The sequence below is a fragment of the Neotabrizicola shimadae genome (genome assembly GCF_019623905.1).
GTDB classification, from domain to species: domain Bacteria; phylum Pseudomonadota; class Alphaproteobacteria; order Rhodobacterales; family Rhodobacteraceae; genus Neotabrizicola; species Neotabrizicola shimadae.
This window is the reverse complement of the sequence record NZ_CP069370.1, coordinates 1,363,864-1,383,605: the sequence shown is the minus strand read 5'-3', so window position 1 is coordinate 1,383,605 and position 19,742 is coordinate 1,363,864. Positions and strand designations below refer to the sequence as shown.

Here is a 19,742-nt window from a genome sequence, read left to right as displayed (position 1 = left end):
GCTTCCCTTTCAGGACAACGCCTTGGCGCGCGCGTCAAGCATGTCCTGCGTGATCAGCACGATGCCAGAGTCGGTCCGGCGGAACCACTTGGCGTCTTCGTCCGGTTCCTCGCCCACGACGAGACCCTCGGGGATCGCCACGCCGCGGTCAATGACGCAGTTCTTGAGCCGCGCCCGGCGGGCCACGTCGACGTAAGGCAGAGCCACGACATACTCCAGTGCCGAATAACTGTGCGTCCGGCAGCCGGTGAACAGGAGTGAGTTGCGCACTTCGGAGCCCGAGACGATGCAGCCGCCCGAGACCAGAGAAGACACCGCCATGCCGCGGCGCTCATCCTCGTCATGGATGAACTTCGCCGGCGGGACGATCTCGGAATAGGTCCAGATCGGCCAGGAGTTGTCGAAGAGATCCAGTTTGGGAATGAAATCGGTCAGGTCGATGTTCGCTTGCCAGAAAGCATCAATGGTTCCCACGTCACGCCAGTATGGCTCGGTCTCAAGCCCACTGCGCACGCAGCTGTCGGCGAAGCGGTGCGCCATGGCCTTGCCGTTCTTGACGATCTCGGGGATCAGGTCATTGCCGAAATCGTGGCTGGAATTCGGGTCAACCATGTCGCGCAGAAGCAGGTCGCGAAGGAAGGCCCAATCGAAGACATAGATGCCCATCGAAGCCAGGGCATGGGCCGGGTCGCCCGGGATGTGCGGCGGGTTCTTCGGTTTTTCCAGGAAGGCGGTGATGCGGCCCGTCTCGTCCACGCCCATGACGCCAAAGGCGGTGGCTTCCTTCACGGGAACGGTGAGGCAGCCGATCGTCACGTCCGCGCCGCTTTCGACGTGCTGGCGCAGCATGATTTCGTAGTCCATCTTGTAGATGTGGTCGCCCGCCAGAACGACGACGTAGTTGATGCCATAGCTGTCGATGATGTCGATGTTCTGCGCCACTGCATCGGCGGTGCCGCGATACCAGTTGACCTCGTCCATGCGCTGGCTGGCCGGAAGCACGTCGAGGTATTCGTTCCGCTCGGCCCGGAAGAAGTTCCAGCCGCGCTGGACGTGGCGGATCAGGCTGTGCGCCTTGTACTGCGTGGCGATGGCCATGCGGCGGATACCTGAGTTCAGCGCGTTGGACAGCGCGAAGTCGATGATCCGGGTCTTGCCGCCGAAATAGACCGCGGGCTTAGCCCGGGTGTTGGTCAATTCCTTCAGCCGGCTTCCCCTGCCGCCCGCCAGCACGAAGGCCATGGCCTGGCTGGACAAGCGCGTGTTCGGTCTGATTTCCATCCGTTCCTCCCGAATGCGGCGGTTCCGGCCGCCAAAGTGTTCTTGCTCAGGCCTGGCGAAACCAGATTGCCGACAGGGGGGGCAAGGTGACAAGCGCAGATTGCTCCTGGCCGTGCCAGGGGCCCATATCGGCCATGATGGCCCCCAGGTTCCCGCGGTTGTCGCCGCCGTAATGCGCGGCGTCCGTGTTCAGAACCTCTTCCCAGGGCCCGGCCGCAGGGAAGCCCAGGCGATAGCGCCGTTCCACCGGGGTCATGTTCACCACGGCCACCACCATCGGATCCCCGGCCCGACCCTTTCGCACCCAGGCGAAGACGCTTGCCTCGGCATCGTTGGGTTCCAGCCAGAGGAAACCCTCGGGGCGGCAGTCGTTCACATGGAGGGCCGGTGTATCGCGGTACAGCCGGTTCAGGTCGCGCACCAGAACCTGCATCCCGCGATGGTCTTCGTTTTCAAGCAGGTGCCAGTCGAGGCTCTGGTTGTGGTTCCATTCGCGGGCCTGCGCAAACTCCTGCCCCATGAACAGAAGCTTCTTGCCAGGATGCGCCCACATGAAGCCGTAGTAGGCGCGCAGGTTGGCGAACCGTTCCCAGTCACCGCCCGGCATCTTGCCAAGCATTGAGCCCTTGCCGTGGACCACCTCGTCATGGCTGATCGGCAGGATGAAGTTCTCGGACCAGGCGTAATGGATGCCGAAAGTCATCTGGTGGTGGTGGTACTGCCGGTAGACGGGGTCGCGGTGCATGTAGGACAGGGTGTCGTTCATCCAGCCCATGTTCCACTTGAACCCGAAGCCAAGCCCGCCATGGTTCACTGGGCGAGACACGCCCGGGAATGCGGTCGATTCCTCGGCCACGGTCATGATGCCGGGACATTCACCATAGGCGATGACATTGGCCTTCTGCAGAACCTCGATCGCTTCGTAGTTTTCCCGCCCGCCGTCCTTGTTGGGAATCCATTCGCCGGCGCGGCGCGAATAGTCGCGGTACAGCATCGAGGCCACGGCATCCACCCGCAGCCCGTCGATGTGGTACTCCTCAAGCCAGTACAGCGCATTGGACACCAGGTAGTTCTGCACCTCGGTCCGACCGTAGTTGTAGATCAGCGTGTTCCAGTCCTGATGGAATCCTTCCCGTGGGTCCTGGTGTTCGTAAAGCGCGGTGCCGTCGAAGCGGCCCAAGCCATGCGGGTCGGTAGGGAAGTGACCGGGCACCCAGTCCAGCAGGATGCCGATGCCCTTGGCATGGGCGGCGTCGACCAGGGCCTTGAACTCGCGCGGGGTGCCGTGACGCACGGTGGGCGCGAACATGCCAACCGGCTGATAGCCCCAGGATCCGTCGAAGGGATATTCCGACACCGGCAGGCATTCGATGTGGGTAAAGCCCATCTCGGCGACATAGTCGACCAGTTGTTCGGCCAGTTCCAGGTAGCTCAGCATCCTGTCACCCGGTGCGCGCTTCCAGCTGCCCAGATGAACCTCATAGACCGAGATCGGCGCATCGACATTTTGCGCCAGTCCCCTGCGAGTCATCCATTCGCCATCGCGCCAATCTGCCCAAGAGATCGGTCGGACCATGCTGGCGTTGGCCGGCGGATGTTCCGATCCGAAGCCCACGGGATCGGCCTTCAGCGGCAGAAGCTGGCCTCCTGGACCGCGGATTTCGTATTTGTAGGTCTGACCTTCGCCCAGGCCGGGGACGAAGATCTCCCACACCCCTGTCGGGCCGCGCCTGCGCATCGGGTGGCGCCGGCCATCCCAGATGTTGAAGTCGCCCACCACCGAAACACGCTCGGCATTGGGCGCCCAGACGGCGAAATGCACACCCTCGACACCCTCGTGGGTGATCAGGTGAGCGCCAAGCACCTGCCAAAGGCGCTTGTGGGTGCCTTCGCCCAGAAGGTATTCGTCCATTTCGCCCAGAACGGGACCGAAGCGGAACGGATCCTCCCATTCCCAGACCGTCCCAAAGCCTTCGGCCCGCAGGCGGTAATCGGCCTTGCGCGGCAGCGCACCGACGAACACGCCTGGCGCTCCCTCAACCTCGGACATTGGGACGGGTTTGCTCGTCTTGCCGGTCAGAACCTCGACCCGCTCCGCCCCTGGCACGAAGGCCGTCACAGTCCAGGCTCCGCCACGGCGGTGCGGCCCCAGCACGGCGAAAGGATCGCCATGGCGTGCCTCGGCCACGGCCTTGGCGGCCTCCCGGTCGATCAGCGCGTCGGTCATCGCACCCTCCCCGTGCGGGCCGCCGCCCCGACCCTAAAGGGCCGAAGTGACGGACCAGATGTCTTTCATGTAGCTGCGGATTGTCCGGTCGGACGAGAAGAAGCCCGACCGGGCCGTATTCATCGCCGCCATGCGCAGCCACCGGTCGCGGTCGGCGAAGGCGATGTCCACCTGGGCCTGGGCCGCATGATAGGCGTCGAAATCGCTGGCGACGAGGAAATAGTCATGGTGCCAGACCCGATGCACCAGCCCGTGATAGCGGTCTGGCTGGTCGGGAGAGAAGCGACCCTCGGCAATCATCTGCAAGACGTCCTGCAAAGGCTGACTTGCCTCGATCGCCTTGCGCGAATGTTCGGGGTCTTCGCGGCGGCGCATGACCTCTTCGGCGGTCAGGCCAAACAGGAAGAAGTTCTCGGCACCGACCTGTTCCAGAATCTCCACGTTGGCCCCATCCAGCGTGCCAATGGTGGGCGCGCCGTTCATCATGAACTTCATGTTGCCGGTGCCCGAGGCTTCCTTGCCCGCGGTTGAGATCTGTTCCGAAAGGTCGGCGGCCGGAATCAGATGCTCGGCCATGCTCACGTTATAGTTCGCCGGATAGACCACGGTCAGCAAATGCCGCGTCTCGGGATCGGCATTCACCACGCGCGCCACGTCGTTGATGAGATGGATGATCTCCTTGGCGACGAAATAGCCCGGCGCCGACTTGCCGCCGAAGATCTTGACGCGCGGGACCCAGTTGCCCTTGGGCGCGGCCTTGATCTGGTGCCAGTGCGCGATGGTCTCCAGGATGTTCAGCAGCTGGCGCTTGTATTCGTGGATGCGCTTGACTTGGACGTCGAACAGGGCATCGGGGCTGACCGTCAGTCCGCAATGATCCTTGATCCAGTGCGACAGGGCGATCTTGTTCGTGCGCTTGGCGGAGTCGAACAGGGCACGGAAGCCCTTTTCGCTGATATGGGGTTCGAGCGCGGTGAGGCGGTCGAGGTCATCCTCCCAGCCCGGCCCGATGGTTTCGGTGATCAGGCTGGACAGGGGACGATTGCACATCTTCAGCCAGCGCCGGGGCGTGACGCCGTTGGTCTGGTTGATGATGCGGCCGGGGTGCAGCTTGTTCAACTCGGGGAAGAGGTTCTTCTTCACCAGTTCGGAATGCAGCGCCGAGACCCCGTTCACCTTGTGCGCCATGATGAACGCGAGTTCGCCCATCCGCACCTCGTGATGCTTCACGATGCCGATGTAGTGCGGACGGTGATAGTTTTCGTCCTTGTGCCAGGCGTCGATGCGCTCGACGATCTGCATGTGCCGCGGCAGGACGTTGCCGAAGGTGAACGTCGCCCACCGTTCCAGCGCCTCCGGAAGAAGCGTGTGGTTGGTGTAGCCCAGGCATTCCCGCGCAATCGGCGCGGCCTCCTCGAACGGCACGCCGTGATCGTCCATCAGAAGACGGATCAGTTCCGGCCCGGCGATGGCCGGGTGCGTGTCGTTCATCTGGATGGCGACATGGTTCGGCAGCTTGCGCACGTCGGAATGCGCAGCCTTGAAGCGGCGCAGGATGTCTTGCAGCGCAGCGGATGTCAGGAAGAACTCCTGCTTCAGGCGCAGTTCCTTGCCCTGGTAGGTCGTGTCGTCGGGGTAGAGCACGCGGCTGAGCGTGCGGGCCAGCGCCTCGGGCTCGGCCGCCGCCGCGAAGTCGCCTCGGTTGAAGCGTTCCAGGTCGAACAGCGTGGTGGGCTTGGCGCCCCAAAGACGCAGGGTATTGGCCCATTTGCCCTGCCAGCCCACGACAGGCGTGTCATGGGCCGTGGCCAGCACGGTTTCGCCGGGCACCCAGACCTCGCGGCCATCGCGCGTGGCCATCTCGCCCTTGAAGCCGATGGTGTACTGGCTTTCCGGGCGTTCAAACTCCCACGGATGGCGCATCAAGAGCCAGTCCTCGGGCGTTTCCACTTGCTGGCCACCCTCGAACCGCTGACGGAAAAGCCCGTGTTCATAGCGGATGCCATAGCCATAGGCCGGACAGCCAAGCGTCGCCATGCTTTCCATGAAGCAGGCGGCAAGACGTCCGAGCCCGCCGTTGCCAAGCGCGGCATCAGGTTCATCCTCGATGATCGCGCGGAAATCCTGGCCAAACTCGGCCATGACCTCTTCCGCCATCTCGCGCAGGCCAAGGTTCACGCAGGCGTCTTCCAGAAGCCGGCCGATGAGGAACTCCATCGACAGGTAATAGACGCGCTTTCGATCCTCGGCCCAGGTCCGGCGGGTCGAGGCGAACCAAGGCTCGACGATCCGGTCGCGGATCGCGAAACTTAGCGCCATGCGCCAGTCGTAAAGCGAGGCGTTCGGCGTATCCTTGCCGAGCGTGAAGGTGAGGTGCCGCAGCACTTCAGCCTTGAGGAGGTTCGGGGTCACGCTAAGGTCGTTCAAGACTTTGCCCATCATTTCGCCGCATCTGCGAAATACGCTACTCCCGGCCCCGTTGCGGTCAAGCCGCACGGGTCCTTCCTGGGGGCAGAGTCGCAGGACGGTCATTCCTCCCGCTTTCTTGCTAGCGCAAACCCAACAGGAAAGCGACATTATTTTTGTTAATCATTTCCGATTGTTACAATAATCAAAGCGCTTTGAGAGGATGTGGCCGGCGCCAAGGCTTTCCTTGGGACATGCCGCAAATCAGGGCGCGACCTGCACGATATCAGGCAATTGGTTCATTTGGGGCGCATGATCTGGATCAATGCCGACATCTCCGCAGACTGTCACCTTGTAGCAACCGCAAGCCGGGAGGGCGAGGAATGCGACTGACAACCCGTACAAACCTTGCGATGCGCACGCTGATGTTCTGCGCCGCCAATCCGGGCCGGACCGTCCGCAAGCAAGAGATCGCACAAACGTGCAACGCCAGCGAGAACCATCTGGCGCAGGTGATCCACCTTCTGGCCCGGGCCGGCTATCTCAAGACTGTGCGCGGCCGTTCGGGGGGGCTGACGCTTGGTCGCCGGGCCGAGGACATCCGCGTGGGCGAAGTGTTTCGCAGTTTCGAGGCGGTGCTTCCCTTTACGGAATGTCAGGCGGGCCCGGAAAACACCTGCCCGCTGATCGGTTGCTGCAGCCTGAAATGCGTGCTGCAAGAGGCTCTGGAGGCGTTTTACGCCGTGCTGGACCGCACCACGGTCCGTGACCTTGTGACCGGCAACACCGAACTCGTCCACCTGCTCAAGGTGGCGTGAGCCCGCCCTTCACCCGGCGCAGTCGCAGCGCGTTCGACAGAACGAACACGGACGACAGCGCCATCGCACCGGCGGACAGCATCGGTGAGAGTTGCGGCCCGCCGAAGGGCACCAGAACGCCTGCCGCCACCGGGATCAGTGCGACGTTGTAGCCGAAAGCCCAGACCAGGTTCTGGCGGATGTTGCGCATCGTGGCCCGCGCCACCCGGATTGAGTCGACCACGCTGGCAGGGTCGCCGCGCATCAGCACCACCTCGCCCGCCTCGATCGCCACTTCCGTTCCGGTGCCCATGGCGATGCCGACATCGGCGGCGGCCAGCGCGGGGGCGTCGTTGATGCCGTCGCCCACGAAGGCCGTGCCGGGGCCGAAGTCATGCACCGCCTTGGCCTTGCCTTCGGGAAGGACGCCTGCCCGCACTTCGCCGATGCCAAGTACCCCGGCCACGCTGCGCGCCGTGCCCTCGGCATCGCCTGTCACCATGACGACCGACAATCCCATTGCCGAAAGTGCGGATACCGCAGCACGCGACACCGGCTTCACCGGATCGCTCACTGCGATCAACCCGGTCACGCGCCCGTCTCGGCCGGCAAGCAACACGCCCTGGCCTGACGCTGTGCGCCGAGCAATCTCCTCCGCCAAACCCTCAGGCAAGGCGGTAAACATCCGGGCAGAGCCGACCGAGACCTTCTGCCCTGAAACCTCGGCAAAGGCGCCCTGCCCCGGCACCGCGGCGAACCCCTGCGTCGTGGGCACCGTCAGCCCGCGATCCGCTGCGGCCTTGCGAACGGCGGCTGCCAGCGGATGCTCGGACCGCGCCTCTACCGCTGCCGCCTCGGCCAGCACCCGCGCCTCATCCTCACCCGGCTGGACAGCGATCGCCGTCACCACAGGCCGACCCTCGGTCAGCGTGCCCGTCTTGTCGAAGGCCACGCGGCGCACTTCGGCCAGCCTTTGCAGCGCGTCGCCCCGGCGGAACAACACGCCCAGTTCCGCCGCCCGCCCGGTACCTACGAGGATGGAAACCGGCGTGGCCAGCCCCATCGCACAAGGGCAGGCGATGATGAGCACCGCCACCCCCGCCACCAGGGCCGGAGCGATACCCTGCCCCGCGATCAGCCAGACGGTCACGGTCATCGCCGCCACCGCCATGACCACCGGCACGAACCACAGCGTCACCCGGTCCACCAACGCCTGCACCGGCAGCTTGGTCCCCTGCGCCTCTTCCACCATCGCCACAATTCGCGACAGTACGGTCTCGGCCCCGACCGCAGCGATCTCGGCCGTCAGTGCGCCGTTCCCGTTCACCGTTCCACCGGTCAGTCGGTCGCCAGGCTGCTTGGCGACTGGCAGCGGCTCACCCGTCAGCATGGACTCGTCTACCAACGACGCCCCGCCCACGACCACCGCATCCGTCGGCACCCGCGCGCCCGGACGGATCAGAACCTGCGCACCAGGCACCAGCGAGGCGACCGGCACCTCACGTGGCTCGTCGCCCTGGATCATCAGCAGCGCCGTCCTCGGCTGCAACTGCACCAGCCGAGCGATGGCGGCACCGGCCCGTCCGCGCGCCCGCGCCTCCAGGCTGCGGCCGATCAGGATCAGCGTGGCGATCACCGCTGCCGCCTCGAAGTAGACCGCTCGCGAGGCCGGCGGGATCAGGCCGGGCGCCAACGTCACCAGCGTCGACCACAGCCACGCGGCCCCGGCGCCAAGCGCCACCAGGCTGTTCATGTCCGGTCCGCCACGCGCCAGTGCCGGCAGCCCCTTTGCGAAGAAGCGCCGCCCCGGAAAGGCCAGAACAAGTGTGGTCAGCACGAATTCGGCCAGCCAAAGCGGCTGCTGGCCGATGGTACCGTGCAGCCAGTGGTGAAAGGCCGGAACCAGATGCCCGCCCATCTCCACCACAAACACCGGCAGGGTCAGGGCCGAAGCGAGGGCCGCGGCGCGCCAGAGCCGCGCCTCCTCCGCGCCGGGTGCCTCGGGTGCGCCTTCTTCCAGCGGATGCGCGGCATAACCTGCCCTTGTGACCGCCGTGGCCAGGGCTTCCGCATCCGCCGCGCCCTGGAACAGCGTCACCTGCGCTTTGCGCGTCGCCAGATTGGCCGAGGCCGCCAGAACACCGGGCCGAGCCTTCAGCACCCGCTCAACGCGGCCCGTGCAAGCGGCACAGGTCATCCCGTCCACCGCCAGGTCGATGGTCACCGTCCGGGCAGGGTAGCCGGCCCGTGCCAAAGCCCCGGCCAGCACGCTCGGGCTCACGTCGCGATCGTGGCGGACCTCGGCGGTTTCGGTGCCAAGGTTCACCTGCGCATCGCTTACGCCCGCCACCGCCTGCAAGGCCCGCTCCGCCCGCAGAACGCAAGAGGCACAGGACAGGCCTTCAAGTTTCAGCCGCGTGGTCTTCTGGTCGGACGCCACCGGGATGCTTGGGGCCAGGTCAGTCATGGGCGCAGTCTCCTTGCCCGGACATGGCGCCCGCGCTCGCGCCAGGTCAAGTGCCTGCGACCGTCGGTCCGTCTTGAGCCGCTGGCGCAAGCGGGCCTATGCTGAGCGCAGAATCCAAGGGAGTCCCCGATGACCGTGCTTTCTGTACCAGACATGACCTGCGGCCATTGCAAGGCCTCGGTCGAAGCCGCGCTGTCCGGCCTTCCCGGCGTGGCGAAGGTCACGGTCGATCTTGCCGCCCATAGGGTCGAGGTCGGCGGCGCCGCCGCTCCCGAAGCCATGCTCCGCGCGTTGGACGAGGTCGGATTCCCGGCCGAGGTCGTCACGGCTGCGTGACTGTCCGCCGTTGGTGCGGATTTTCGTTGTCTGTCCGGTCACACCGGCGTAATGCGCCGCCGCGCGCGCTTGCACTGTCAAGAATCTGCCATAATTCTGGCAGTGACTGATGGAACAGGCGGAAAAACCCGCGACAAGCCACAGAACGGAGCAGTCAGATGGCAACCTCTTCCGCGCCCCAGCAAGGTGGCGCCTCGACCCCCAGCCAGCAGCAGGGTCAATCCTCTCCAAAACCGACCCAGCCGGGCCACCCGGCCCCGTCGAAGCCCATTCTCGGTGACTGGGCCTCGATCTGACACCTTGTCAGGGTCTTGACGGAACACGGGGTCAGCCGCAAGCTGGCCCTGTTTTCATTTTGTTCGCGCCATGCCAAGCCCCGTCTCCACCATCCCCAACCTCGGACCAGCCACAGAAGCAGCCTTCGCCAAGGCCGGGATCACCTCGGCCGAGCAGCTCCGGGACCTAGGGGCCGATGAGGCCTATCGTCTCTGGCTGATGGCCGGACACCCACCGCATTTCATCGGCTACTATGCGCTGGTCATGGGCCTGCAAGGTCGGCCCTGGAACGATTGTCAGGGTGACGAGAAGAAGGCCCTGCGCGCGCGCTTCGATGCGCTGAAAGCCGGCACCAATGCGAAGGGCCGCTCCGAAATGGAAGCGGCCCTGTCGTTCTTTGGCGTCGTCGAACGCCGCTAGAAGCGGCGCCAGTCCGGAAGGGCGGCTCAGCCGACGAGTTCAAGACCCGAGAAGAAGAAGGCGATCTCGCGCGCGGCCGAAGCCGGGCTGTCCGATCCATGGACCGAGTTCTCGCCCTTCGACAGCGCGAATTCCTTGCGGATGGTGCCTTCGGCGGCAGCGGCCGGATCGGTCGCGCCCATCACTTCGCGGTTCTTGGCAATCGCGCCCTCGCCTTCCAGAACCTGCACGACGACCGGTTCCGAAGCCATGTAGGCCACCAGCTCGCCGTAGAAGCCGCGCTCCTTGTGCTCGGCATAGAACTCGCCCGCCTGGGCCGGGGTCAGATGGATGCGCTTCGAGGCGACGACGCGCAGGCCGGCATCCTCGAACTTGGCAACGATCTTGCCGGTCAGGTTCCGCTTGGTCGCGTCGGGCTTGATGATGGAAAGGGTGCGTTCGATAGCCATTTTCGGCGTCCTTGTGTCTGGGGGGAAGGCCCCTGCCCGCCCCGGAAATGCGCGGCCCTGCTACCATGCGCCCCCCGGCTTGAAAACCCCCGCGCCGATGGCTTGGCACGAGGGGGGCATCGCGCCGCCCGCCATTGACCTTGCCCCCCGCTTGCGGCAAGCCCCGCCCATGCTGCGCATCGACAACATCTCCTATTCCGTGGAAGGCCGGCCTCTGTTCGAGGGCGCCTCGGCCACCATCCCAACCGGTCACAAGGTCGGCCTTGTCGGCCGCAACGGCGCTGGCAAGACCACGCTCTTCAAGCTGATCCGGGGCGAACTGGTGCTGGAGGGCGGCGAGATCCTGATGCCTGTTCGCGCCCGCATCGGCGGCGTGGCGCAGGAGGTGCCGTCCTCGGATGTCTCGCTTCTCAATACCGTACTGGCCGCCGACACCGAACGCGCGAGCCTTATGGCCGAAGCGGAAACCGCAAGCGACCCGCACCGCATCGCCGAAATCCAGCACCGTCTGTCGGACATCGACGCCTGGTCGGCCGAGGGCCGCGCCTCTGCCATCCTGCGCGGTCTTGGCTTCGACACCGAAGCGCAGGCCCGGCCCTGTTCGGATTTCTCGGGCGGCTGGCGGATGCGCGTGGCACTGGCAGGTGTCCTCTTCGCGCAGCCCGACTATCTGCTTCTGGACGAGCCGACCAACTACCTCGACCTCGAGGGCGCGCTCTGGCTGGAAAGCTATCTCCAGAAATACCCGCACACCGTCATCATCATCAGCCATGACCGGGGCCTTCTGAACCGCGCCGTGCAAGGCATCCTGCACCTGGACAACCGCAAGCTGACCTACTGGCAGGGCGGCTATGACCAGTTCGCCCGCCAGTTTGCCGAGCGCCGCGCGCTGCAGGCGGCCGAGGCCAAGAAGGTAGAGGCCCGGCGCGCCCATCTGCAAAGCTTTGTCGACCGCTTCAAGGCAAAGGCCACCAAGGCCGCGCAAGCGCAAAGCCGGGTGAAGATGCTGGAAAAGCTCACGCCCATCATCGCGCCCGAAGAGGCGAAGAAGGTGGTGTTCACCTTCCCCGAGCCCGAAGAACTTTCGCCGCCGATCATCACGCTGGAAAACGGCGCGGTCGGCTATGGTGGCCCGCCTGTTCTGCGACGTCTGTCGCTGCGCATCGACCAGGACGACCGCATCGCGCTTCTGGGCCGAAACGGGGAAGGCAAGTCCACGCTGTCAAAGCTGTTGGCCGGCAAGCTGGAGCCGAGCGAAGGCCGGATCGTGCGATCCTCGAAGCTGAGGATCGGCTATTTCGCCCAGCATCAGGTGGACGAGCTTCACATCGACGAGACGCCGCTGCAGCATGTCATGCGGGTGCGGCCGGAAGAAGGTCAGGCCAAGCTGCGGGCGCGGCTGGCCGGGTTCGGGCTGATGGCGGATCAGGCCGAAACGGTCGTGGGTCGGCTTTCGGGCGGGCAGAAGGCGCGGCTTTCGCTGCTGCTGGCCACCATCGACGCGCCGCACCTGCTGATCCTGGACGAGCCGACCAACCACCTGGATATCGAGAGCCGCGAGGCGCTTGTCGAGGCGCTGACGGAGTACTCGGGCGCGGTGATCCTGGTCAGCCACGACATGCACCTTCTGTCGCTGGTGGCGGACCGGCTCTGGCTGGTGAAGGGCGGCACGGTCACGCCCTATACCGAAGACCTGGAAGCCTACCGCCGGATGCTTCTGTCGTCAGATGACGACCCGAAGGTCGCGGCGAAGCCCGTGGAAAAGCCGCGCAAGGCCAGCCGTGACGAAATCCTTGCGCTGAAGGCCGAGGTCCGCAAATGCGAGGAGCGGCTGGAGAAGCTGAACGACATGCGGGACCGGCTGGCGACCAAGCTGGCGGATCCGGCTCTGTATGAGGATGCCAAGGCGGGCGAGTTGGAGACCTGGAACCGCAAGTATGCCGAGGTCATGGAGGGGTTGGACCGGGCCGAGGCGCTGTGGCTGAGGGCGCAAGAGCGGCTGGAGGCGGCGGCGGGCGGCTGAGCTTGAGCAGCGGCGGGGCCGCCCCCATATCGGGCAGGAACCGGAGGGCCGTGGATGGATGGCGATACCCTGGGCCGCGTGGCCTATCTTGTGCTCTTGCTGATGTTCATCGGGGGCTGGGTCATGGTCGAGTACCGCCGGCGCCTAGGGGCGGCTGTGCGGACGCTGCTGGCCTGGGCGATGATCTTCCTGGCGGTGATGGTCGGCTACGGGCTGTGGCAGGACATGCGGGGGCAGATCGGGGGGTTCCAGCAGGTGACCGGTGCCGGGTCGCTGGAGATCCCGCGGGCTCCCGATGGGCATTATTATCCGGTGGCCGAGGTGGACGGGACGCGGGTGACCTTCATGGTGGATACCGGGGCCACCAATATCGTGCTGACCAAGGAGGATGCCCGCAGGATCGGGATCGACCTGGAGACCCTGGTCTATGACGGGGTGGCCCAGACGGCGAACGGGCCGGTCCGCAGTGCCCGGGTCACGCTGGACAGCCTGGCGGTCGGGCCCTTCGAGGACCGGAACGTGACCGCCTGGGTCAACGAGGGGGAGATGTTCGGCTCGCTTCTGGGGATGGACTACCTGAGGGGCTTCACGGTGACCATCGACAAGGGGACCATGGTGCTGGCCCGGTGAGGCGTCCGAGCTCGGACGCCCCCTCGGACTTAATGATTTCAATGCGTTACGGAAGCGTCTTAACTTGGACTTAACACTTCACGATGCCTGGGGATGGTGGACGCGACCGCGCTGACGAGGTCGCCGAACAACACCGACAGCAGTGCAGCGGGATTGCGGTCGCAGACCTGCGCCTGCACCATGCCTCGTCCGACGCCCGGATAGCGCAGCGCGTCTTGGTGCGCGGCGAAGGGTGATGCGGGGTCGCGTCTTGCGCCGACCCGTCGCCTTGCTGGTCCGGCTGTTCTGCCGCGACAGGTCCTTGAAGGATCCGCCTGTCGGCGGACCTCACCTGTTGGCAGCAAGCGACCGGTTTGCAGGGACTGCGATTCCCGACCGGTGCAGGTGCTCTTGCAAGCCCGAACCCCGGCTTTGACGATCCTTCCGCGAAGGATCGCCGTTTCAGGACTTCCGACACATGACCCTTTCTTCAGCCGATTTCGTTCAGGCGGCGGATCAGCGAGGAGGTGTCGCCCCTGCCGCCGCCCATGCGCTGGACGTCCTTGTAGAACTGGTCCACCAGCGCCGTCACTGGCAGGCTGGCGCCGATTTCGTCGGCGGTGGACAGGCAGATGCCAAGATCCTTGCGCATCCAGTCCACCGCGAAGCCGAAATCGAACTTGCCTTCCAGCATGGTCTTGTGGCGGTTCACCATCTGCCAGCTGCCGGCGGCGCCCTGGCTGATGACCTCGACCACGGCGGCGCCGTCCATGCCGGCCTTTTGGCCGAAATGCAGCGCCTCGGCCAGGCCCTGAACGAGGCCGGCGATGCAGATCTGGTTCATCATCTTGGCGATCTGCCCCGCGCCGCTGTCGCCCAGACGGCGGCAGATGCGGGCATAGGATGCCATCACCGGCTCGGCCAGAGCATAGTCGGCCTCGGTCCCGCCGCACATGATGGACAGGGCACCATTCTCGGCCCCCGCCTGCCCGCCCGAGACCGGCGCATCGACGAAGCCCTTTCCCTGGGCACGCGCGATTTCGGCAAGTTCCCGCGTCACCTGCGCGGAAACCGTGGTGTGGTCGACGAAGACCGCGCCCTGACCCATCCCGGCAAAGGCGCCGTCGGGGCCAAGGCAGACCGCGCGCAGATCGTCGTCATTGCCGACACAGGCCATCACGAAGTCGGCCCCCGCCGCCGCTTCGCGCGGCGTGGCGGCCGATGTGCCGCCGTGCCGCGCCACCCAGGCGGCAGCCTTGGCCGCACTGCGGTTGTAGACCGTGACCTGATGCCCCTTTGCGGCCAGATGGCCCGCCATCGGAAAGCCCATCACGCCCAAGCCCAGAAATGCCACCCGCGCCATCGTGATCGCCTCCTGCAATTGCCACCCCTGTGAACTTGGACTAGGAACCCATGCCAATCGCGAGGTCAAGGATCGCCCATGCTGACGCTTTTCCGCTGGCTGCTGCGGATCTTCACCGGCCTTGCGTTGCTGGCCGTGGCGGCGCTGGCGATCACCTACTATTTCCTGTCGCGGTCGTTGCCCGACTACAGCGAGGATTTCACCGTGGCCGGTATCTCGGCCCCGGTCGAGATCGTGCGGAACAACGACGACGTGCCACATATCTTCGGCACCGCCGATGACGACGTGTATTTTGCCCTGGGCTTTGCCCATGCGCAGGACCGGCTGTGGCAGATGACGGTGATGCGCCGCACCGTGCAGGGGCGTCTGTCCGAGATCTTCGGTTCGGCCACGCTGAAAAGCGATGAACTGATGCGCCGCTTCGACTTCTACTCGCAGGCGACGCAATCGGTGGAGGTTCAGGACGATTACACCAAGGCGGCGCTGGACGCCTATGCGCAGGGCGTGAATGCCTGGATCGAGCAGGTGAACGCCGGGGCGCGCGGGCGGGGCGCGCCCGAGTTCTTTCTTTTCTCGCCCGAGATTGCGGCATGGCAGCCTGCGGATTCGCTCGCCATCCTGAAGCTGATGTCGGTTTCGGTGTCTCATGCCGCAGAGGCCGAAGTACTGCGCGCCGAGATGGCGATGATCCTGTCGCCGGAGCGGCTGGCCGACATCCTGCCCGATGATCCCGACCAGCCGATTGCCGCGCTGCCGGATTATGCGAGCCTTTTTCCGGGGGCGACCCTGCCGGTGCGCCAGGCGGAGGCGGGACCGGCGCACCTGCCTCTTGGGCTGATGCCCGAGGGCGGTTTTGGCGGGGCCTCGAATGCCTGGGCGGCGGCGCCCGCGCGCTCGGCCGCTGGCGGTTCGCTTCTGGCCAATGATCCGCACCTGGATTTCTCGGCCCCCTCGATCTGGTACCTGGCGCGGTTGCACCTGACGACGGGGGATGTGATCGGCGCGACGGTGCCGGGGATACCGGCGGTGATCGTCGGGCGGTCGGATGTTCTGGGCTGGGGTCTGACCACGACCGGCGCGGACGTGCAGGACTTCTTCATCGAGAAGCTGAACCCCGACAATCCCGAGCAATACGAGACGCCCGATGGCTGGAAGGCATTCGAGACGCGGCGGTCGATCATCACGGTGAAGGATGCCGATCCGGTGACCGTGACCCTGCGCTGGACCGACAACGGGGCTGTTCTGCCCGGATCGCATTTCAACCTGGCCGGGGTGACGCCCGCGGGCCATGTGGCGGCCTTGGCATGGACGGCGTTTGACCCGGCCGACCGGTCGATGACGGCGCTGATGGGGGTGATGCGGGCGGGGTCGGTGGCGGCGGCGCTGGAGGCCGCGCGGGATTTCGTGACGCCGGTGCAGAACCTGATGCTGGCCGACAAGCAGGGTATTGCCTTGCAGGTGGTGGGCCGGATGCCGGCGCGCGACCCGGCGAGCCAGAGCAAGGGCCGCCTTCCGCAGCCGGGCTGGATTGCCGCGAACCGCTGGCAGGGGATGCTGCCCTTTGAAGACAACCCGCGCTTTGCCGATCCGGCCACGGGTATCCTGGGCAATACCAACAACAAGCTGATCGACCGGCCCTTCCCGCTGCATGTGACCTATGACTGGATCGACACGCAGCGCATCAAGCGGTGGCTGACGCTGATGAAGGCGCGCGAGGTGCATACACGCGAAAGTTTCATCGAGGCGCAGTTGGACACGGTGTCGCCCACGGCGCGCGCGCTGTTGCCGCTGGTGGGGGCGGATCTGTGGTTCACGGGCGAGCTGGCGCCGGCGGGAACCCCGGAACGGCAGAGCCAGCAGGCGCTCCAGATGCTGGCGGAGTGGAACGGCGAGATGAACGAGCACCTGCCGGAGCCGCTGATCTATCGCGCCTGGATGCGGGCCTTGCAGGAACGCCTGATCCGCGACGAACTGGGGCCCCTGGCCGACCGGTTCACGCAATTGCAGCCGGTCTTCATCGAGCGGGTGTTCCGCAACCAGGGCGGGGCTTCGGTCTGGTGCGACATCATCCAGTCGGCCGCGGTGGAGACCTGCACCGACATCGCGCGGATGGCGCTGAGCGATGCGCTGTTGCAGCTGACCGAGACCTATGGCCCGGCGATCGAAAGCTGGCGATGGGGCGATGCGCACCAGGCGGCGCAGGACCACCCGGTGCTGGGCAAGGTGCCGGTGCTGCGCCATCTGGTGAACATCCGGCAATCGACCAGCGGCGACGGCGACACGTTGCAGGTGGGCCGGCTGGCCGGCGAGGGGCCGAACCCTTACCTGAACGTGCATGGGGCGGGGTATCGCGGGGTCTACGATTTCTCGGATCCGGATTCGTCGGTCTTCATCATCTCGACCGGGCAATCGGGGCATCCGTTGAGCCGGCACTACGACGACCTGGGCGAGTTGTGGCGGCGCGGGGAATATGTGCCGATGTCGCTGGACCCGGAGCTTGCGCGGGCGGCGGCGGTGGGGATCAGCACGCTGAGGCCGGAATGACGGAGCTGGTCACCGAGCGGCTGGTGCTGCGCCGCGCGCGGGAGAGCGACCTTGAGGCGCTGCACGACTGCCTGCGCCGGCCGGAGGCGATGCGCTACTGGTCGACGCCCGAACACGAGACGCTGGAGGAGACGCGGGTCTGGCTGGGCCGGATGCTGGCGCCGCCGCATCCGTCGGACGATTTCGTGGTGACGTTGGAAGGCCGGGTGATCGGCAAGGCCGGGGCCTGGCAGTTGCCCGAGGTGGGCTACCTGATCCACCCGGATCACTGGGGCCAGGGCTATGCGGTCGAAGCGATGCGGGCCGTGGTCGCGCATCTGTTCGCCACGCATGGGATGGAGCGGCTGGTGGCCGAGGTGGATCCGCGCAACGCGGGGTCGCTGGCGGTGCTGGCAAAGCTGGGCTTCATCGAGACGCACCGGGCGGAGCGCACGATGCAGTGGCGCGACGAGTGGTGCGATTCCGTCTATCTGGCGCTGGCGCGGCCGGCCTAGGGGGCGGTGGCGGGGCGCTCGCTTTTCTTCTGCCAGCGGCCGGTTTCGTCGGACCAGTATTCCATCCCGGCGCCCTCGGCGGCCAGGCGGCGCCATTGCGCGCGGGCGCCTTCCACCGCAGCGGCATCGGCGCCTTCGAAGACGATCCAGACCCGTTCCATGGCGGCGATCTCGGCTGCGTCGGTCTGGGCGCCGTCGATGAGGATCACCCCCTGCGCGCCGTTCAGCGCCGGGCCCTCGCCGATGAGCACAGGCTGGCGGGCGGCGTTCGGGGCGGTGTCGCGACCGTGGGGGAGGAAGCCGTCCTCGGGGTTGAGCCAGAGTCGTTCGTCCCACCAGTCCAGTCGCCGGGCATCGGTGCCGCGCAGCATCACGCGCCAGCCGCGCGACAGGGCGCGCGGCAGGAGCGTGGCGCCGATGAGGTCTTCGGCGCCCGACTGTGTCAGGTGGTAGAAGAGCGCCGCGCCCATCAGCCTTCGAAACGGTCGCGGATCAGGCGGTCCAGCGCCAGAACGCCCCAGCCTGTGGCCCCCTTGGGCGCCAGCGCCGTATCGGATTTGGCCAGCGTGACCCCGGCGATGTCGAGGTGGATCCAGGGGGTTTCGTCCTTGACGAAGCGGCGCAGGAACTGGGCGGCGGTGATCGACCCGCCGTCGCGGCCGCAGGAATTGACCATGTCGGCCAGCCGGCTTTTCAGCTTGGCGTCATAGCCTTCGCCCATGGGCATCCGCCAGGCGCCCTCACCCTCAGCAGCGGCGGCCTTCAGGAAATCGCCGCACAGGGCATCGTCGTTCGAGAACACGCCTGCATTTTCGGTTCCAAGCGCCACGATGATCGCGCCGGTCAGTGTGGCGAGGTCGATCATGCCCACCGGGTTGAAGCGGTCCTGCGCATACCAGAGCACATCGGCCAGGACGAGACGGCCTTCGGCATCGGTGTTGATCACCTCGATCGTGTCGCCCTTCATCGAGCGGACGATATCGCCGGGGCGTTGCGCGCGACCGTCGGGCATGTTTTCCACGAGGCCGACGAGACCCACGACATTGGCCTTGGCCTTGCGCAGCGCCAGTGCGCGCATGACGCCAGAGACGACGCCGGCGCCGCCCATATCCATCGTCATTTCTTCCATGCCGAGGGCCGGCTTGATGGAAATGCCGCCGGTGTCGAAGCAGACCCCCTTGCCGACGAGCGCCAGGGGCGCCGCACCCTCGGCGCCGCCGCGCCACTGCATCACCACGACCTTTGAGGGGCTTTCGGACCCCTGCCCCACACCCAGAAGCGCGCGCATCCCGAGCTTTGCCAGATCGGCCTCTTCCAGGATCTCTACCTCGATCCCCAGGTCCTGCATCGCGGCCAGACGTCCGGCAAAATCGTCCGTTGTCAGCACATTGGCCGGTTCGTTGACCAGATCACGGGTGAAGAACACTCCCTCGGCCAGGGCGGCCATCGGGGCGGCGGAGGCGGCCACCGACTCGGGTGCCGCGCAGATCACGGTCACGAGCCCCGGAAGCTTCTGCTCGCCCCCCTTGTAGACCGGAAAATCATAGGCGCGCAGCGCCAGGCCGAAGGCGATGTCGGCGGCAAGGCGATGCGCCCCGGCCAGGACGGTGGTCCCTTGGGGAGAGAGTGCCCGGCCAACGGCGGCGCCGGCCTTGCGGGCGGTGGCCACGTCGCAGCGGGCCGGCAGGCGCACGAGTTGCAGCACCTCGGCCGCCATGCCCGCGGGCCAGGCCAGATCGAGCGACTCGCCGGGCTTGAGCTTGCCGAAGGCGTCAGAGCCAAGCGCCCGGGCGAGTGCGCCCTTGGTCAGCCGGTTCAGCCGGGCGGCCAGCGCGGGCTTGGCATTCCCGTCCGTGATGAGCGCCACCCGGCCGGGAAGCGTGGCAAGCGTGTCGAGTTCGACGGGCTGGAACTGGATCGGAACGGGATGCGACATGGATTTCCTCTGGAACGGCCGGTGCCCCGCAACCGATGACCGGGCCGTGAAAGCGGGACGGGGCGCGAGGTTCCGCCGGACGCTAGCCCCACCGGCCTGTCTTGACCAGATGGG

15 protein-coding genes are annotated in these 19,742 nt (G+C 66.1%); 7 read left to right on the top strand and 8 right to left on the bottom strand.

Annotated features, from left to right (window positions below; genetic code table 11):
• Positions 1-9: 9 nt before the first annotated feature.
• From glgC to JO391_RS06620, 3 genes are read right to left on the bottom strand one after another with little or no spacing between them, the layout of a single operon-like run.
• Complete coding sequence (gene glgC / locus JO391_RS06630; RefSeq protein WP_220663558.1) at positions 10-1,281, bottom strand: glucose-1-phosphate adenylyltransferase; 1,272 nt, start codon at positions 1,279-1,281, stop codon at positions 10-12.
• Between the two features lie 46 nt (positions 1,282-1,327).
• Positions 1,328-3,508, bottom strand: a complete 2,181-nt coding sequence (gene glgB / locus JO391_RS06625; protein WP_220663557.1) for a 1,4-alpha-glucan branching protein GlgB — start codon at positions 3,506-3,508, stop codon at positions 1,328-1,330.
• 33 nt (positions 3,509-3,541) lie between these two features.
• Entirely contained in the window at positions 3,542-5,950 is a 2,409-nt protein-coding gene (locus JO391_RS06620) for a glycogen/starch/alpha-glucan phosphorylase (RefSeq protein WP_259444837.1), read from the bottom strand.
• A gap of 347 nt (positions 5,951-6,297) precedes the next feature.
• On the opposite strand from JO391_RS06620, the gene JO391_RS06615 reads away from it, so the two are divergent.
• On the top strand, positions 6,298-6,732 hold the full coding sequence (locus JO391_RS06615) for an RrF2 family transcriptional regulator (RefSeq protein ID WP_220663556.1): 435 nt from the start codon (positions 6,298-6,300) through the stop codon (positions 6,730-6,732).
• Here JO391_RS06615 and JO391_RS06610 read toward each other — a convergent pair.
• Positions 6,719-9,178 (bottom strand): heavy metal translocating P-type ATPase, encoded by a 2,460-nt coding sequence (locus JO391_RS06610; protein ID WP_220663555.1) that lies wholly within the window; start codon positions 9,176-9,178, stop codon positions 6,719-6,721. The genes JO391_RS06615 and JO391_RS06610 overlap by 14 nt on opposite strands.
• A gap of 129 nt (positions 9,179-9,307) precedes the next feature.
• On the opposite strand from JO391_RS06610, the gene JO391_RS06605 reads away from it, so the two are divergent.
• Complete coding sequence (locus JO391_RS06605; RefSeq protein ID WP_220663554.1) at positions 9,308-9,514, top strand: heavy-metal-associated domain-containing protein; 207 nt, start codon at positions 9,308-9,310, stop codon at positions 9,512-9,514.
• Positions 9,515-9,880: 366 nt separating this feature from the next.
• Positions 9,881-10,210, top strand: coding sequence for a TfoX/Sxy family protein (locus JO391_RS06600; protein ID WP_220663552.1), 330 nt, complete (start codon positions 9,881-9,883; stop codon positions 10,208-10,210).
• Between the two features lie 26 nt (positions 10,211-10,236).
• On the opposite strand, the gene ndk is transcribed toward JO391_RS06600, so the two are convergent.
• Positions 10,237-10,659, bottom strand: a complete 423-nt coding sequence (gene ndk / locus JO391_RS06595; protein WP_220663550.1) for a nucleoside-diphosphate kinase — start codon at positions 10,657-10,659, stop codon at positions 10,237-10,239.
• A gap of 169 nt (positions 10,660-10,828) precedes the next feature.
• On the opposite strand from ndk, the gene JO391_RS06590 reads away from it, so the two are divergent.
• Positions 10,829-12,682, top strand: a complete 1,854-nt coding sequence (locus JO391_RS06590) for an ABC-F family ATP-binding cassette domain-containing protein (RefSeq protein WP_220663548.1) — start codon at positions 10,829-10,831, stop codon at positions 12,680-12,682.
• A gap of 54 nt (positions 12,683-12,736) precedes the next feature.
• Entirely contained in the window at positions 12,737-13,312 is a 576-nt protein-coding gene (locus JO391_RS06585) for a retropepsin-like aspartic protease family protein (protein ID WP_220663546.1), read from the top strand.
• A gap of 469 nt (positions 13,313-13,781) precedes the next feature.
• Here the strand turns inward: JO391_RS06585 and JO391_RS06580 are convergent, their stop codons facing one another.
• Positions 13,782-14,654 (bottom strand): NAD(P)-dependent oxidoreductase, encoded by an 873-nt coding sequence (locus JO391_RS06580; RefSeq protein ID WP_220664467.1) that lies wholly within the window; start codon positions 14,652-14,654, stop codon positions 13,782-13,784.
• A gap of 78 nt (positions 14,655-14,732) precedes the next feature.
• Here JO391_RS06580 and JO391_RS06575 point away from each other — a divergent pair, with 78 nt between their 5' ends.
• Positions 14,733-17,198, top strand: coding sequence for a penicillin acylase family protein (locus JO391_RS06575; protein WP_220663538.1), 2,466 nt, complete (start codon positions 14,733-14,735; stop codon positions 17,196-17,198).
• The gene (locus JO391_RS06570) at positions 17,195-17,692 is read left to right on the top strand and encodes a GNAT family N-acetyltransferase (protein ID WP_220663536.1); all 498 of its coding nucleotides are present in this window, start codon (positions 17,195-17,197) and stop codon (positions 17,690-17,692) included. Before JO391_RS06575 ends, JO391_RS06570 begins: the two co-directional genes overlap by 4 nt.
• Here JO391_RS06570 and JO391_RS06565 read toward each other — a convergent pair.
• Both JO391_RS06565 and JO391_RS06560 read right to left on the bottom strand, forming a co-directional pair.
• Positions 17,689-18,162: a DNA polymerase III subunit chi gene (locus JO391_RS06565; RefSeq protein WP_220663534.1), complete on the bottom strand. Its 474-nt coding sequence runs from the start codon at positions 18,160-18,162 to the stop codon at positions 17,689-17,691. The two genes, JO391_RS06570 and JO391_RS06565, sit on opposite strands and share 4 nt — an antisense overlap.
• Positions 18,162-19,628: a leucyl aminopeptidase gene (locus JO391_RS06560; RefSeq protein ID WP_220663532.1), complete on the bottom strand. Its 1,467-nt coding sequence runs from the start codon at positions 19,626-19,628 to the stop codon at positions 18,162-18,164. The genes JO391_RS06565 and JO391_RS06560 overlap by 1 nt, the downstream gene beginning before the upstream one ends.
• Positions 19,629-19,742: the final 114 nt, after the last annotated feature.

Bases quoted from the DNA above. Each gene is read 5' to 3' on its own strand.
- glgC (WP_220663558.1), bottom strand. From the start codon at position 1,281: ATGGAAATCAGACCGAACACGCGCTTGTCCAGCCAGGCCATGGCCTTC.
- glgB (WP_220663557.1), bottom strand. From the start codon at position 3,508: ATGACCGACGCGCTGATCGACCGGGAGGCCGCCAAGGCCGTGGCCGAG.
- JO391_RS06620 (WP_259444837.1), bottom strand. From the start codon at position 5,950: ATGATGGGCAAAGTCTTGAACGACCTTAGCGTGACCCCGAACCTCCTC.
- JO391_RS06615 (WP_220663556.1), top strand. From the start codon at position 6,298: ATGCGACTGACAACCCGTACAAACCTTGCGATGCGCACGCTGATGTTC.
- JO391_RS06610 (WP_220663555.1), bottom strand. From the start codon at position 9,178: ATGACTGACCTGGCCCCAAGCATCCCGGTGGCGTCCGACCAGAAGACC.
- JO391_RS06605 (WP_220663554.1), top strand. From the start codon at position 9,308: ATGACCGTGCTTTCTGTACCAGACATGACCTGCGGCCATTGCAAGGCC.
- JO391_RS06600 (WP_220663552.1), top strand. From the start codon at position 9,881: ATGCCAAGCCCCGTCTCCACCATCCCCAACCTCGGACCAGCCACAGAA.
- ndk (WP_220663550.1), bottom strand. From the start codon at position 10,659: ATGGCTATCGAACGCACCCTTTCCATCATCAAGCCCGACGCGACCAAG.
- JO391_RS06590 (WP_220663548.1), top strand. From the start codon at position 10,829: ATGCTGCGCATCGACAACATCTCCTATTCCGTGGAAGGCCGGCCTCTG.
- JO391_RS06585 (WP_220663546.1), top strand. From the start codon at position 12,737: ATGGATGGCGATACCCTGGGCCGCGTGGCCTATCTTGTGCTCTTGCTG.
- JO391_RS06580 (WP_220664467.1), bottom strand. From the start codon at position 14,654: ATGGCGCGGGTGGCATTTCTGGGCTTGGGCGTGATGGGCTTTCCGATG.
- JO391_RS06575 (WP_220663538.1), top strand. From the start codon at position 14,733: ATGCTGACGCTTTTCCGCTGGCTGCTGCGGATCTTCACCGGCCTTGCG.
- JO391_RS06570 (WP_220663536.1), top strand. From the start codon at position 17,195: ATGACGGAGCTGGTCACCGAGCGGCTGGTGCTGCGCCGCGCGCGGGAG.
- JO391_RS06565 (WP_220663534.1), bottom strand. From the start codon at position 18,162: ATGGGCGCGGCGCTCTTCTACCACCTGACACAGTCGGGCGCCGAAGAC.
- JO391_RS06560 (WP_220663532.1), bottom strand. From the start codon at position 19,628: ATGTCGCATCCCGTTCCGATCCAGTTCCAGCCCGTCGAACTCGACACG.